Source organism: Amycolatopsis sp. VS8301801F10, from assembly GCF_046195355.1.
GTDB lineage: Bacteria > Actinomycetota > Actinomycetes > Mycobacteriales > Pseudonocardiaceae > Amycolatopsis.
Genome location: NZ_CP176065.1, coordinates 5,822,521 through 5,835,662, shown reverse-complemented (window position 1 = coordinate 5,835,662; position 13,142 = coordinate 5,822,521). Strand labels below are relative to the sequence as shown.

12 protein-coding genes and 1 pseudogene are annotated in these 13,142 nt (G+C 70.6%); 5 read left to right on the top strand and 8 right to left on the bottom strand.

The features are described 5' to 3' along the window. Window positions 1–912, bottom strand: a complete 912-nt coding sequence (locus tag F9C11_RS27520) for a pyridoxamine 5'-phosphate oxidase family protein (RefSeq protein ID WP_409180258.1) — start codon at window positions 910–912, stop codon at window positions 1–3. 104 nt (window positions 913–1,016) lie between these two features. On the opposite strand from F9C11_RS27520, the gene F9C11_RS27515 reads away from it, so the two are divergent. Continuing rightward, a complete protein-coding gene (locus F9C11_RS27515; RefSeq protein ID WP_409180257.1) occupies window positions 1,017–1,580 on the top strand; it encodes a CGNR zinc finger domain-containing protein in 564 nt (187 codons plus the stop codon). Between the two features lie 4 nt (window positions 1,581–1,584). Here F9C11_RS27515 and F9C11_RS27510 read toward each other — a convergent pair whose 3' ends face one another. Next, window positions 1,585–2,145 carry a TetR/AcrR family transcriptional regulator gene (locus tag F9C11_RS27510; RefSeq protein WP_409180256.1) on the bottom strand — a complete coding sequence of 187 codons (561 nt, stop codon included), beginning with the start codon at window positions 2,143–2,145 and terminating at the stop codon, window positions 1,585–1,587. Between the two features lie 36 nt (window positions 2,146–2,181). On the opposite strand from F9C11_RS27510, the pseudogene F9C11_RS27505 reads away from it, so the two are divergent. Then, window positions 2,182–3,003, top strand: a pseudogene (locus F9C11_RS27505) (DMT family transporter); the annotation flags it as partial. A 22-nt stretch (window positions 3,004–3,025) separates the two neighbouring features. Here the strand turns inward: F9C11_RS27505 and F9C11_RS27500 are convergent. Further along, window positions 3,026–5,284 carry a glycoside hydrolase family 15 protein gene (locus tag F9C11_RS27500; RefSeq protein ID WP_409186983.1) on the bottom strand — a complete coding sequence of 753 codons (2,259 nt, stop codon included), beginning with the start codon at window positions 5,282–5,284 and terminating at the stop codon, window positions 3,026–3,028. A 315-nt stretch (window positions 5,285–5,599) separates the two neighbouring features. Between F9C11_RS27500 and F9C11_RS27495 the strand changes: the two genes are divergently transcribed. Next, window positions 5,600–6,055: a single-stranded DNA-binding protein gene (locus tag F9C11_RS27495; protein ID WP_409180255.1), complete on the top strand. Its 456-nt coding sequence runs from the start codon at window positions 5,600–5,602 to the stop codon at window positions 6,053–6,055. 356 nt (window positions 6,056–6,411) lie between these two features. On the opposite strand, the gene F9C11_RS27490 is transcribed toward F9C11_RS27495, so the two are convergent. After that, window positions 6,412–6,651: a hypothetical protein gene (locus F9C11_RS27490; RefSeq protein ID WP_409180254.1), complete on the bottom strand. Its 240-nt coding sequence runs from the start codon at window positions 6,649–6,651 to the stop codon at window positions 6,412–6,414. Between the two features lie 402 nt (window positions 6,652–7,053). On the opposite strand from F9C11_RS27490, the gene F9C11_RS27485 reads away from it, so the two are divergent. Then, window positions 7,054–7,689 carry a hypothetical protein gene (locus F9C11_RS27485; RefSeq protein WP_409180253.1) on the top strand — a complete coding sequence of 212 codons (636 nt, stop codon included), beginning with the start codon at window positions 7,054–7,056 and terminating at the stop codon, window positions 7,687–7,689. A 352-nt stretch (window positions 7,690–8,041) separates the two neighbouring features. Here the strand turns inward: F9C11_RS27485 and F9C11_RS27480 are convergent, their stop codons facing one another. The 3 genes from F9C11_RS27480 to F9C11_RS27470 all read right to left on the bottom strand — a co-directional run bounded on the left by F9C11_RS27480 (window position 8,042) and on the right by F9C11_RS27470 (window position 10,547). Then, window positions 8,042–8,782, bottom strand: coding sequence for an SDR family oxidoreductase (locus F9C11_RS27480; protein ID WP_409180252.1), 741 nt, complete (start codon window positions 8,780–8,782; stop codon window positions 8,042–8,044). Window positions 8,783–9,064: 282 nt separating this feature from the next. Continuing rightward, complete coding sequence (locus tag F9C11_RS27475; protein ID WP_409180251.1) at window positions 9,065–9,661, bottom strand: cation transporter; 597 nt, start codon at window positions 9,659–9,661, stop codon at window positions 9,065–9,067. Between the two features lie 553 nt (window positions 9,662–10,214). Next, window positions 10,215–10,547 carry an ArsR/SmtB family transcription factor gene (locus F9C11_RS27470; protein WP_409180250.1) on the bottom strand — a complete coding sequence of 111 codons (333 nt, stop codon included), beginning with the start codon at window positions 10,545–10,547 and terminating at the stop codon, window positions 10,215–10,217. Window positions 10,548–10,591: 44 nt separating this feature from the next. Here F9C11_RS27470 and F9C11_RS27465 point away from each other — a divergent pair, with 44 nt between their 5' ends. Further along, window positions 10,592–11,398 (top strand): helix-turn-helix transcriptional regulator, encoded by an 807-nt coding sequence (locus F9C11_RS27465; RefSeq protein WP_409180249.1) that lies wholly within the window; start codon window positions 10,592–10,594, stop codon window positions 11,396–11,398. Between the two features lie 48 nt (window positions 11,399–11,446). On the opposite strand, the gene gcl is transcribed toward F9C11_RS27465, so the two are convergent. Then, entirely contained in the window at window positions 11,447–13,141 is a 1,695-nt protein-coding gene (gcl, locus tag F9C11_RS27460) for a glyoxylate carboligase (protein WP_409180248.1), read from the bottom strand. Window position 13,142 lies beyond the last annotated feature (1 nt).

Here is a 13,142-nt window from a genome sequence, read left to right as displayed (position 1 = left end):
TCACGGGATGAGCTGGGGATTGCGCGGATACGGCCGGTGCGCGACCTGGCGGGCCACCGGACGGCCGGAAACGACGCGTTGCACTGCGAGCCGGACGATCCGGCCGGTGTAGCCGTCGTCGCCGGAGCGGCCCGCTTCGCCCCATTCGATCGCGGCGGTGCCGGAGACTTGCAGGATCCGGCCGGCGGCGAAGTCGAAGAAGAGCAGCGCGGCTTCCGGGTTCGCGGCGATGTTGCCGAGGCTGTTGAACAGGTTGTTGCCGGGATAATCGGGCCACCACACCGCATTTCCCTCGACCCGGACGAAGCCGGGCGCGCCGCCGCGGTGGGACGCGTCCGCACCGTGCTCGGGGTTGATGGTGCCGAGGAAGAACGTGTCCGCTGCCCGGATCAGCTCGGTGTCGCCCGGGCTCAGTTCCGGGCGCTCTCGGGCCGCTGTTGTCGGCGCGACTTCCTCCGAGAGCACGCGCTGCTGGATGTACTGCGGGCAGTTGCCGTACGCCTGCTCGACCGCCACGATCAGGCGGTCATCGGCCGCGGCGACGAGGCTGCCGTTGATCCGGACCCGGCGGCGGGTGGCGAACTCGATGCTCGTCATGCCGAGCAGCTGCCCCGCCGGGAGCCCGTGCAGCGGATCGCCCTCCGGCAACGCGCCGCGGACGGCGAGCGTGGTCTCCGACGTGGTTTCCAGAAACCCGGGCGGGCCGACGATGGGCGAGGTCCACAGCCGCCCGCCGGCGTCGCGTCCGGTCACGACCAGGACCGTCCGCTCGGCCAGGAAGCCCGCCATTCCCGCGGAAATCCCGGCCGGTTCGGCCATCCGCGACAAGCGCGCGGCCTGCTGTTCGACTCCGGCCTCGCGCTGGACCGCCAGTTCGCCGGCGTGGAAAGCCTGGTGGATCGCCGGGCTCATGACACCCTCCCTTTCTCACGGGTTGCTCCGTGAGTTTCCGTGAGAAGTTCTAGCAGCTGCTTCTCACGGATGCAACCCGTTCCATCCGTGATACGGTCTCGGCCATGGGCATGCTGGCGGACGAGGTCGTGCCGGTCCGCCTGATGGCGACCGTCTGGGCCGACACGAGCGGGCTCCACGACGACCTCCGCACGCGCGAAGACCTCGACGCGTGGCTCGACGACGTCGGCGTCGAACGCGGAGCCCGGCAGTCGTCCGCGGCCGAACTCGCCCTGGCGCGCCGGCTCCGCGACGCCGTCCGCCGGCTCGCCGCCCAGGTCACCGCCGACGACCGGCAGCCCGCGACCGTGAATCTGGACACCGCTCTCGGCGACCTGAACGACCTCGTGACCCACCTGCCGGTCCCCCAGCTGACCCTCGTCGGCGGGAAACTGCGGGAGAGCTTCTCGCGCGGCACTTCGCCGATCGTCACCGGTTTGGCCCGCGTGGCACGAGAATCCATCGCACTCCTCGGCGGACCGGACGCGGCCAAACTGCGCGCCTGTCACGCTCCGGGGTGCGTGCTCTACTTCATGAAGACGCATCCGCGGCGCGAATGGTGCTCCGTCGCCTGCGGCAACCGGGCACGCGCCGCGCGGCATTACGAGAAGATCCGTTCGACGCGCTGACGGCTCAGCCCAGCAGCACCACCGCCGTTTCGGCCGCCCGCGCGAAGACGTTCTCCGCGACCCGCATTCCCGCCATCACGACCGCCCCCTCGTGCAGCAGCATGATCTGCTCGGCGACCCGGTGCGGGTCGGAAACGCCCGCCGATTCGGCCAATTCGGCGAAAACGCCGAGCATCCACCGTTTGCTCTCGGTCACCACCGCGTACGCCGGATGCGCGGGATCGCTGATCTCCGCGTGCGCGTTGATCATGCCGCAGCCCTTGCCGCCGTACTTCTTCGCCCAGGATTCGGACGCGTCGAACGCCGCCGCCAGCCGGTCCCGCGGCGCCGGCCCGGCCTTCTCCAGCGACTCGCGGAGGAACTCGCGCCAGCGCGCGTCCCGGGCGGACAGGTATTCCACGACCAGCCGCTCCTTCGAGCCGAACCGGTCGTAGAGCGTTTTCTTCGTGACGCCCGCCTTCGCCGCGATGACGTCGACGCCGACCGCGTGGATCCCCCGCTCGTAGAACAACTCCGACGCGGCCGCCAGCACCGCTTGCGCCTTCGGGGTCCAGTCGATCGCCATGGCCCCAGTGTATACCGATCTGTATAGTCCGGTGCCATGGGTAAACAGATCGGTATAGTCGGAGCGGCGATCCTGTTCGTGGGGTGCTGGTCGTCCGGATTCATCGGCGCGAAGCTCGGCGCGGCGGACGCGGCCGTGCCGACCGTGCTGATGTGGCGGTTCGTGCCGCTCGCCGTGCTGCTGGCGCCGTTTCTGCGCTTCGGCTCGCTGCGCGAAACGGGCAGGCAGGTCCTGATCGGCCTGCTGTCCCAGTCCGGCTATCTGCTGACCGTCTACTGGGCCATCGGCGAAGGCGTCAGCACCGGCACGACGGCGCTCATCGACGGCGTGCAGCCGCTGGTCGCCGCCGCGGCCGCCGGGCCGCTGCTCGGTGTCGCGGCGACCGGGCGGCAATGGGCCGGGCTCGCGCTGGGCCTCGTCGGCGTCGTCCTGGTCAGCTGGTCGGACGCCGCTTCGCACGCGCCGGCCTGGGCGTACCTGATCCCGTTCGCCGGAATGCTCGGGCTGGTCGCCTCCACCGTGCTCGAACGCCGGTCCCGCGTTCCCGCTCCGCCGATGCGCGCGCTGGCGATCCACTGCGCCAGCTCAGCGGTCGTGTTCACCGCGCTCGCGCTGGCGACCGGGCACGCGGCGCCGCCCGCGTCCGGGCACTTCTGGTTCGCGATGACGTGGCTGATCCTGCTGGCGACCTTCGGCGGCTACGGGTTGTACTGGCTGCTCGTCCGCCGGATCGGCATGACGGCGGTCAACAGCCTGATGTTCCTGATCGCGCCGGTCACGTCGGTGTGGGGCACGGTGCTCTTCGGCGAGCCGTTCACCTTGCTGACCGGCGTGGGGCTCGGCTTGGCGCTGGTCGCCGCCGTCGTCGCGAACGGCCGGTTCAGCCGGCGTAGCGCTGGCGGACCACCTCCGGAGTCTCCAGGTTCTTCCCCGCGTCCATGTTCTGCGCGAGCCGGAGGTACTGGCCTTCCGCCCACATCAGCGGCCCCGCGCTCCCGGTAGGCCGGCCCAGCCCGAAGCACGCGACGTCGGCGCGATCCCAGACCTGCTCGGGAATGAAGTAGCCGTCGTTCGCCGAGTCCGCCATCGACTTCAGGTACTTCGCGGCCGACCGTCCGTTGGCCAGCTCGTACTCGCCGCGCTCGCCGGACAGGACCGGCCAGAGCCGCCCGAACCGCTGCGGTCCGTTCGCCGGCCAGCCGGTGCAGGTGGTGGTGCTCTCACCGTAGTTGTCGTGCGGGTAGCGGTGGAAGTAGACGTCGCCGTTCGGGGTCGTGACCTGCATCGGCGCGTTGCCGTCGCGGGCCGCGGCCGTCGGGGCCAGCGATTCGGCGACCTCCGGGTCGGCCGGGCCGCGGAGCCCGAGCCGGACGAGGTCGAGGAAGCCGAAGTCGGTTACGTCGTGCTCGTAGAAACAGCCTTCGTCGAAACAGATCTGCCCGGTGTCGTTCGGGTCGGTTCCCTTGTCGATCCGCTCGTAGTAGGTGTGGCCGCCCCAGTACCCGGCGGTCGTCCGGGTCCAGCTGTCGAGCTGCGCCCGCCACGAGTCCGCGGTGGACTCCCACTGCCGCGCCGCCGCCGGGTCGCCGTTGGCCCGCGCGATCGCCCCGGCCGCGACGAGCCCGGCCACCTCCGCCGCGATCGACGACGGCGAGCGCCCGTACTGCTCCTCCCACCGCTCGGTGGTCGCGGGCCCGCTCGTCCGGATGTGCTCCGCCGTCACCTTCACCCGGGCATACGTCACCGCGTCGGTCAGCCCGGTCGTCCAGGCGAGGATGATCGCGTCGGAATCCTGGTCGAGCTGCTCGCAGCAGCCCAGCTGCTGCGGCGTCGCCCCGCGGACCCCGCTCACCGGGCTGTAGCGGGGAAACGCGCCGGCCGGGTAGGTCGTCCCGTCGCCTTGCGTGGGCGCGGAAATCCACTGCGAGGACCACAGGAACTGCGCCATCCGCTTCGCCTGCGCCGCGTCGCCCGCCGCCAGGAGCCCGGTCGCCTGCTGGTACAGGTCCCGGCCCCACACGCGGTGGTACCCGTCGTTGAGCACGTCGCCGTTCACGACGTCGCCCCACGGCGTGGCCAGCCCCGCGACACTCGCGCCGCGATGCGTCTTGTCCTCCGCCGCGTGCAACGCCATCAACGCGACGTAGTACGCCCGCCGCTGCCGCTCGTCGCCCGCCACGCTCTTCGGCGCCGCCTTCAGGCTGCCGACATACTCCTCCCAACCGCGCCGATACGCCTGCTCGAGATTGTCGAACCCGCTCGCCAGCGACCCGTCGGCGGCCGTCGCCGCGCCCCGGGCGTCGCTCCCGTACCCGAGCGCGACCGAGAACGTCGTGTCCTGCCCGACCGGGATCTGTCCACACTGGACTACATTGCCGTGATCAGTGGAATCGAACTGATTCGTAAGACGTTGATGTGCCCGCAAGTCTACCAGGCAATCGCTCGCCGCGCCGGAATATCCGTTGTCGTGCGCCACGAATCCGGTCGAAGCACGCAACGCCGACGCGACAGTTGTCCTGGCCCCGAACAAGTCTTCCGTCCCGCTGGCCGTCAGCCCGGTCCCGTCCCACGCGGCCGTGTCGTTCGCCGCGCCGCCCGCCATCGAGGGATTCGCCAGCAGGTAGACCTGGTACTGCCCGCCGTCGAGCGACTGAAACCGCGTACGGGCAAGAAGAGTCGGCCGTCCGGCATCGGTCACGTACGTCGTGGTGATGCGATAACGCCCGTTCTTGGCGGTGTTCGTGACCGTGTACTCGAGCGCCTTCTCGTCCGGCATCGAAACGACGTGCTCGGTCGCGTCGCGCTCAAGGTCCACAAAGGACTTCCCGTCGGTGACGACGTACTGGAGGTCCTGCATGTTGGCGACGTCCGCGCGCGGATAGAACACCTCCGACGTGACACCGCCCGCGACGGTGAACCACAACGGGCTCGCGGTCCCGGCGGCCGTGCCGAGGGCGGATTTGTCCCCGGTCGTCCACGATGACGGCCCGCCGCAGCAATCCCCCGCTCTGCCTTCGGCCACCGGAGCGGGCTTCGCCCCCACTTGCGCGGGCGAAATCCCCTGCGCCGCCACCGAAATCCCCACGACCGCGACCACCGCCGCCGCCCGTCCCCACTTCCCACCGGCCATGCCGCCCATGCTGCCCGCCGTCCTTCCCGCGAACAACAGCCGAACGGTGGGAACCGCCCCGTTCCGCCGGTCCACCCGATGGAGTGACCGCGAAGCCCCGGAAACTGTCGTACCCGGATGGTCTCCTTGTTCCCGAGGCGGCGCCCGGTCCCGGGTCCGCACCGAACAGAGGAGCGTCACCATGACCGGAGAAGCCGTCCGCACTGCCGTCGGGAACCTGCCCGCAGACCCGGAGCCCGCCTTTTTCCCGAAAACCCGCGACACCAGGACTCGACATACCAGCGATCGATTCGCATCGATTCACCGAGCAGAGGGAGCTTGATCATGGCCGGAGAAACTGTCGTCACGGTGGTCGGGAATCTGACCTCAGACCCGGAATTGCGTTTCACCCCGTCCGGAGCGGCGGTCGCGAACTTCACGGTCGCGTCCACGCCGCGCACGCTCGACCGGCAATCCGGCGAATGGAAGGACGGCGAGGCGCTGTTCCTTCGGTGCAGCGTCTGGCGGCAAGCCGCGGAAAATGTCGCGGAGAGCCTGACGCGGGGAGCGCGGGTCCTGGTCACCGGGCGCTTGGTACAACGATCTTTCGAGACCAAGGAGGGCGAGAAGCGCACCGTGGTGGAGCTGCAGGTGGACGAGATCGGCCCGTCGCTGCGGTATGCCACCGCCAGGGTCACCAAGGTGAGCCGGAACAGCGCCGAAACGGGCGGCCTGAGCGGGGACGGCTGGGCCGCACCGGTGTCCGCCGGCGTCGGGGCGGGTGAGGAGCCGCCATTCTGATCATCTCGACCACGCAGGCCCTCTGGACAACGTGATTGGAGGACGGTTCACCGACGTCATCGCCCGCACGCTCGGGGCGACCACAGCCGCGGACCGCCGTAACCGGCAACGGTGCCGAGAACACCCCTCTCCCGGAGAACGGGGGCAGGCCCCCCTCTGACGCGTCATGAGCCATGCCCGTGGCTATCTCCACCGGAGAGCGGCCGGAGTGCCCGAGAACCGAGCATTCCGGCCGCGACCGGCACCGCACCGTGGTCGGCCCGGCCGCCGGGAGATGCACGTGCCGGAGAACGCCACCCGGGGTGGGTGCTCGTGCTGGAGAACGCCACCGGGGCGGGTGCTCGTGCCAGCAAACGTCACCGGAGCGGGTGTTCGACCTGGAGGACGCCGCCGAGGCGGGTACTCGTCCCGGAGAACATGGCGGCGCACGTGAGCCAGATGGCCGCGACCGTCGCCCGGCCGGGCGCCTGGAGCTGGTTTCCCGCGAAGACCTCGAGCGCGGCGGCGGTGGCGCACGGATTCCGGTACCGGGCTGGCCTGTTCGCCGGGTCGCACGCCTGGAACCGGGAGCCGGTTTCCACAAAGATCTCAAGCACGACAGGCGACGGCTCCCGGGCCCCGGCACCCGTCCAGCCTCTTCGCCGGGTCGCACGCCTGGAACTGAGAGCCGGTTTCCACGAAGACCTCGAGCGCGACAGGCGACAGCTCCCGGACCCCGGCACCAGTCCGGCCTGTTCGCCTGGAGAGGTAGTGCGAGGTCATGCCCGGCGGTGGCCGCGACCTCGCACGCCTCCGTGCGCGCTCGACCCCGGCGTCGCACGTCCGACCCCGAGGGTGCCCTGCCAACCCCGCGGCCCCGTCCGGCTGAGCCGGGTGCCCGGTGCAGCAGCGAAGCAGTCGAGTGGTCTGATCCTTTCCCGCAAAGGTCCATACCACTGACCCCAGAAGCCGACTATCGGCCCTGACCGGAAAGGAATCCCGCTGGTAGCTTCCGAAGCATGCCCGCATCTCGCCGGACCAAGGCCGGAATCACCTCCCTCGCCGCGATTTCCGTACTGCTGCTGGCTCCGCTCTCCGCACCAGTGGCCCAGGCCGCACCCGCCAGCCACCCCGCGGCCGGTATTCAGGACGAGTGCAGCACCCCGTCGATCAACCGGCTGCAGAAGTGGCTGGCCAGCGGCGAGGGCACGACCGTCCCGGCCACCGGAAGCCTGCTCGTCCCGGAGGGCGACGGTTACGCGGCGAAGATCGTCTTCCAGAACAACGAATGGCACGTGGCCGTCGTCTGGCTCGGCAACCAGTTCGACGCCCAGGCCGACCTCAGCCATTCGTCCGGTTTCTGGATGACCTACGCCGCCGACGACGACCTCTACGTCCAGCTGCGCCCCGCCTCGCACTGGAGCGGCGGCGACAAATGGCTCACCCGCATCCCCGCGACCGGCGGCCAGCTGGTCCGCAAGTTCTTCCCCTTCGACCCCGGCGCCTGGACCTGGCTCCCCGAACTCGGCCAGCCGCAGTACTCGTTCGCGTCCGCACTGAGCGAGGCCCGCGGCCTGGTGTTCGTCGGCAAGACCCCGAACAGCCTCGACTTCCGCGAACTCCTCATCGACGGCTACCAGCCGCCATGCCTGTGACCCCTCCCGACACCTCAGCCCAGACTCTGCCTCTGCAGGCCGAGCACCGCTAGCTTCGCCCTGGGCTGCCGGTTCCAGCACTGCTCCCGGCGCGGCCTCCCGCGTCCGGCGCTGCTCCCGCCCCAGCCTCCCGCGTCCGCACAGCTCCCGGCCCGACCTCCAGCCCCCCGGCCTCCCGCGCCCGGTGCTGCTCCCACGCCCGGTGCAGCTCCCGCCCCAGCCTCCCGCGCCCGGCGATGCTTCCACCCCGGACCACCCGCGGCCGCGCAGCTCCCGGCCCGGCCTCCCGCGCCCGGTGCAGCTCCTACCCCGGGCCTCCTCCGCCACGACTGCAGGACCGAGACTCGACCCGCTAATTCTGCACAGCGGGCCGAATCGTGATGTCGCCGATCTCCACGTCGTCGGGCTGCTCGACCGCGAACGCGATCGCCCGCGCCACCGCGGCCGGATCGAGCGCGAATTCCTCGACCTTGCGGCGAATCTGCTCCCGCTCCCCCGGATCGTCGATCGAATCCGTCAGCTCCGTCCGGACGAACCCCGGCGACACCGACGTCGTCCGGAGAACTCCGTCCGTGGACTCCTGCCGAAGCGCCTCCAGAATGGTCCGCACCGCGTTCTTCGTCCCGGCGTAAACCGCCTGTCCGGGCACGATCTTCAGCCCCGCCGTCGACACCGTGGTCACGAAATGCCCGCGCCCCTGCCGCCGGAAAACCGGCAACGCGGCGGCGATCCCGTGCAGCACACCGCGGACGTTCACGTCGAGCATCGCCGACCATCCGTCGACGTCCGCGTCCGCCACCGGCCCCAGTTTCGCGATCCCGGCGTTTCCGACCAGCACGTCGAGCTGACCGAACTCGTCCACCGCCCGCCGCACGAGCCGGTCGAGGTCCGCGCGCTGGGTCACGTCGGTGACGCAGGCGGCCGCGCGACCGCCGCCGTCGCGGATTTCCTTCACCAGCACGGCAAGCCGATCCGCACGGCGTGCGCCCAAGACCACCGCCGCGCCCCGCTCGGCGAGCAGCCGCGCGGTCGCCTCGCCGATCCCGCTGCTGGCCCCGGTGACGGCGACGACTTTCCCAGCGATACCAGACATTCCCTACCCCTGACCCTCATGCGGACACGTGTCCGGATAGCTTAACGGACACGTGTCCGCGTCTGCCGACGGCGGGATCGCGTCAACATCGGCTGGAGCGCAGTCAAGGAAGCGTGAGCGTCGGCGGGATTCGCCGCCGCGCCAGGTCATGCTCCACCTCGAGACGACCTCGCGAGAAAGGCCCACCAAGGTGAGCGACCTAGCTGCCGCACTGCTGCTGATCGGCGTATTCATCGCACTGGCCCTGACGTTGCGGACCATCCAGCAACGCCTGACCCGCGATCAGCAGCAGTGCTCGCCGCGCCAGGCCTCGAGCCCCTCGCGGACCGCCACCGCCGCGATCGCCAATGCCGCGACCGGATCCGCCCAGTACCAGCCGAACACCGCGTTCACCAGCAGCCCGGCCAGCAGCACGCCAGAGAGGTAAGTGCAGAGGAGCGTCTGCTTCGAGTCGGCGACCGCGCTCGCGGAGCCGAGTTCCCGCCCAGCCCGGCGTTGCGTGGCCGAGAGCACCGGCATCACGACCAAGGACACCGCGGCAAGCACGATGCCGACCGTCGAATGCGAAGCCTCTTCGCCGAACAGCGACCGCACCGAATCGACCGCGACATACGCCGCCAGCAGGAAGAACGACACCGCGATCACCCGCAACGCCGCCCGCTCCCGACGCTCCGGATCCGCACTGGCGAACTGCCACGCCACCGCGACCGCGGACAACACCTCGGCCACCGAGTCCAGCCCGAACGCGATGAGCGCCGACGAGGACGCAACCGCCCCCGCCGACACCGCGACGATCGCCTCGACCACGTTGTACGCGATCGTCCCGGCGACCAGCCACCGCACCCGCCGCCGCAACACCGCCCGCCGAGCTGGGTCCACCGCTGGACGATGCTGACCCGCCGCCGCACCGCAGCCGCCCGAGCCAGTCAGCGACAAGGTTTCGCCGCCCGGCGGATCCGCGCGACAGTCCGGACAGGGCTCACTCATCGCAACACCTCACGCCATCCATCACCGAAGAGCCAGCCCATGACGAGGCCTCGCCGCCCAGCCGATGCACACGACAATCCAGGCAATATTCCGCCACGCACCACCGCCGGAGGCCCCTCCCGCAACAAGGACTCGGCGCTCGGCCGATACACCCGACAACCCGGGCAACGACCGGTCGCCCCGCCAGCGAGACCGCCGCGCGACCCGGCGGATCCCCGCGCCAATCCGGACCAGGCCCCGGCATCGCACCACCGCAAGACCACCCGCCGCACCGCCGAAGAGCCAGCCCATGACAAGTCCTCGCCGATCGGCCGATGCACACGGCAATCCAGACGACACTCCGTCATTGCGCCACCGCGAGACCACCCGCCATCCATCCGAGACCCCGTCCCGGACAAGACCTCGCCCCCCGGCGGACCCACGCGGCAATCCGGACCAGACACCGTCACCGCGCCCCCTCCGGCTCCTCGTCGCACGCATCCGTCGGCGCGACCGCCAGCACCACCTGCGTCAGCTCCGCCAACGCCCGCGCCAGATGCGGATCTGCGATCGAATACCGGACCTGCCGCCCCTCGTACGTCGCGATCACCAGGCCGCAGCCGCGCAGGCAGGCGAGGTGGTTCGAGACATTCGACCTGCTCAATCCCAGCTCCGCGGCCAAGCGCGCCGGGTACGCGGTCCCGTCGAGCAGGGCCACGAGGATCCGGCAGCGCGTCGGGTCCGCGAGGGCGCGGCCGAGGCGGGCTAGGGCCAGTTCGCGGGTCTCAGAGGTCAGCACAGCCACAACAGTACAGCGTCCAATGAATCAAATACACTGCCGGAGTGGACAACCTCCTCGGCGACTTCCTCCGCGCGCGGCGGGAGCGGGTCTCCCCGGCCGACGTCGGGCTGCCGGACAGCGGGCGGCGCCGCGTGCGGGGGCTGCGCCGGGAGGAACTCGCGCTCCTGGCCGGGATCAGCAGCGACTACTACATCCGGCTGGAGCAGGGCCGCGACCAGAATCCGTCCGTCCAGGTGCTCGACGCGCTGGCTCGGGCGCTCCGCCTGGACGAGCCCTCCCGCCGGCACTTGCATCAGCTCGCGGCCCCGACCCGATCCAGCCGAGCCGAGCCGCGCGTGCCCGCGAGCATCGTCGAATTGATCTCCGCTTGGGCGACGAATCCGGCGTACGTCCAGGACCGGCTCACCAACGTCCTCGCCGCCAATCCCGTCGCCGCAGCGGTTTCGCCGAACTACGCCGTCGGCCGGAACCTGCTCCGCGCGGTCTTTCTCGACCCGGCCGAGCGCGAACTCCGCCGGGACTGGGAGCAGATGGCGGCCGACGGGGCAGCCGGTCTGCGCGCCGCGCTCGGGCCGGGCATCGCCGACCCGGCGGCGGGCGAACTCATCGCCGACCTCGCCGCCGGCAGTGCCGAGTTCCGGGAACTCTGGGCCCGGCACGACGTCAAACCGCGCACCGGCCACCTCGTCCGCTTCCGTCACCCGGCGGTCGGAAACCTCGATCTGCACAGCGACAAGCTCGACATCCCCGGCCCGGCGACCCTGCAGCTGGTGGTCTTCCACGCGACCCCGGGCACCCGCGACGCCGACGCGCTCGCCTCGCTGGCGAACCTGGTTTCCGCGCGATAGCACCGGAAAACCGGGCCGGAGCACGCATCGCCCCGGCCCGGTCCCGGGTCAGCCGGCCGCTTCGAACTCGCGCACCGAGTCCAGTGCGGCGCCCATCGCGGCGTTGCCCTCGCGTTCGATCATGATCTCGACCAGCACCGGCCGCCGGGTGCGTTCGGCTTCCTTCCGCGCCCATTCGAGCGACGAGCGGATCTCGCCCGGGTCCTCGACGCGCGTGCCCGAGCAGCCGTAGGCCTCCATGATCTTCACGTTGTCCGTGCCGCGGTCGTCGTAGTGGATGTCGACCTGGTAGTTCATCTCGTACGGCAGCTCGGACTGGCGGATCAGGCCCAGGTACTCGTTGTTGAGCATGACCAGCACGAACCCGACGTCGTACTGCGCGGCGACGGCCAGCTCCTCGACCAGGAACTGGAACGAGTAGTCGCCGACCACGCCGACGACCTCCGCGTCCGGCCGGGCCTTCTTGACGCCGATCGCGGCCGGGATCTCCCAGCCGAGCGGGCCGGCCTGGCCGCAGACCTGGTAGTGCCGCGGCAGGTGCGCGCGCTGGAACTGCCCGGACCAGATCTGGTACAGCCCGATCGCCGTCACGAAATACGTCTCCGGCCCGTAGAACTCGTTGAGTTCCTTGAACACCCGCGGCGCCTTGATCGGCGTGCAGTCGAAGTCCTCCTTGCGCGGCAGCTCCGCCTTCAGGTCGCCGAGCCGCTTGACCCACGCGCGGTCCCGCGCCGGAGGGGTGCGCGCGTCGAGCGCCGCCAGCAGCGCGTTCAGGAACTCCCGGGTGTCCGACACGACGCCGAGGTCCGGGCCGAACACCTTGCCCAGCTGCGTGGGCTCGATGTCGACGTGGATGAACTTCCGGTCGCCGCGGTACACCGACAGCTCGCCGGTGTGCCGGTCGCCGAAGCGCGCGCCCAGCGCCAGGACCAGGTCGGACTCCAGGAACGCGGCGTTGGCCCACCGCTGCGAGGTCTGGATCCCTGCCATGCCCGCGAACAGCTCGTGGTCTTCCGGGAAGCTGCCCTTGCCCATCAGCGTCACGCCGACCGGGACGCCGAGCCGTTCCGCCAGCCGCCGCAACGGGTCGCTCGCCTCGCCGAGCACGACGCCGCCGCCGGCCAGGATCAGCGGGCGTTCCGCGGCGAGCAGCAGGTCCAGCGCCCGTTCGACCCGCGCCGGCGACGGTTTGACCGTGCTGACCGGCAAGGCCGAATCGATCGACGAATCCCATTCGATCGTCTGCTTCTGCACGTCGATCGGGAGGTCGATGAGCACCGGGCCGGGACGTCCGGACCGCGCGATCCGGAACGCCTCGCGGAAGATCCACGGCAGCTGCGCGGCTTCCTTCACCTGGACCGCCCACTTCGTGACCGGCCGCGCGATCTCGACGATGTCGACCGCCTGGAACGCTTCCTGGTGCAGTTTCGTCGTCGCGGCCTGCCCGGTGATGCACAGGATCGGGACGGAATCCGCGTGCGCGGTGTAGAGGCCGGTGATCATGTTCGTGCCCGCCGGACCGGACGTGCCGATCGCGACGCCCACGTTGCCAGTGGTGCGCGCCCAGCCGTCGGCCATGTGCGTCGCGCCTTCTTCGTGGCGGACCACGAGATGGTCGATGCCGCGGCCTTGCATGGCGTCGTACAGCGGCAGGATCGCGGCTCCAGGGCAGCCGAAGGCGACGTCGATCCCTTCGTCGACCAGCACGTCGACAACGGCTTGCATAGCGGGGACCCGGGCCATG

Bases quoted from the DNA above. Each gene is read 5' to 3' on its own strand.
- F9C11_RS27520 (WP_409180258.1), bottom strand. From the start codon at position 912: ATGAGCCCGGCGATCCACCAGGCTTTCCACGCCGGCGAACTGGCGGTC.
- F9C11_RS27515 (WP_409180257.1), top strand. From the start codon at position 1,017: ATGGGCATGCTGGCGGACGAGGTCGTGCCGGTCCGCCTGATGGCGACC.
- F9C11_RS27510 (WP_409180256.1), bottom strand. From the start codon at position 2,145: ATGGCGATCGACTGGACCCCGAAGGCGCAAGCGGTGCTGGCGGCCGCG.
- F9C11_RS27500 (WP_409186983.1), bottom strand. From the start codon at position 5,284: ATGGGCGGCATGGCCGGTGGGAAGTGGGGACGGGCGGCGGCGGTGGTC.
- F9C11_RS27495 (WP_409180255.1), top strand. From the start codon at position 5,600: ATGGCCGGAGAAACTGTCGTCACGGTGGTCGGGAATCTGACCTCAGAC.
- F9C11_RS27485 (WP_409180253.1), top strand. From the start codon at position 7,054: ATGCCCGCATCTCGCCGGACCAAGGCCGGAATCACCTCCCTCGCCGCG.
- F9C11_RS27480 (WP_409180252.1), bottom strand. From the start codon at position 8,782: ATGTCTGGTATCGCTGGGAAAGTCGTCGCCGTCACCGGGGCCAGCAGC.
- gcl (WP_409180248.1), bottom strand. From the start codon at position 13,141: ATGGCCCGGGTCCCCGCTATGCAAGCCGTTGTCGACGTGCTGGTCGAC.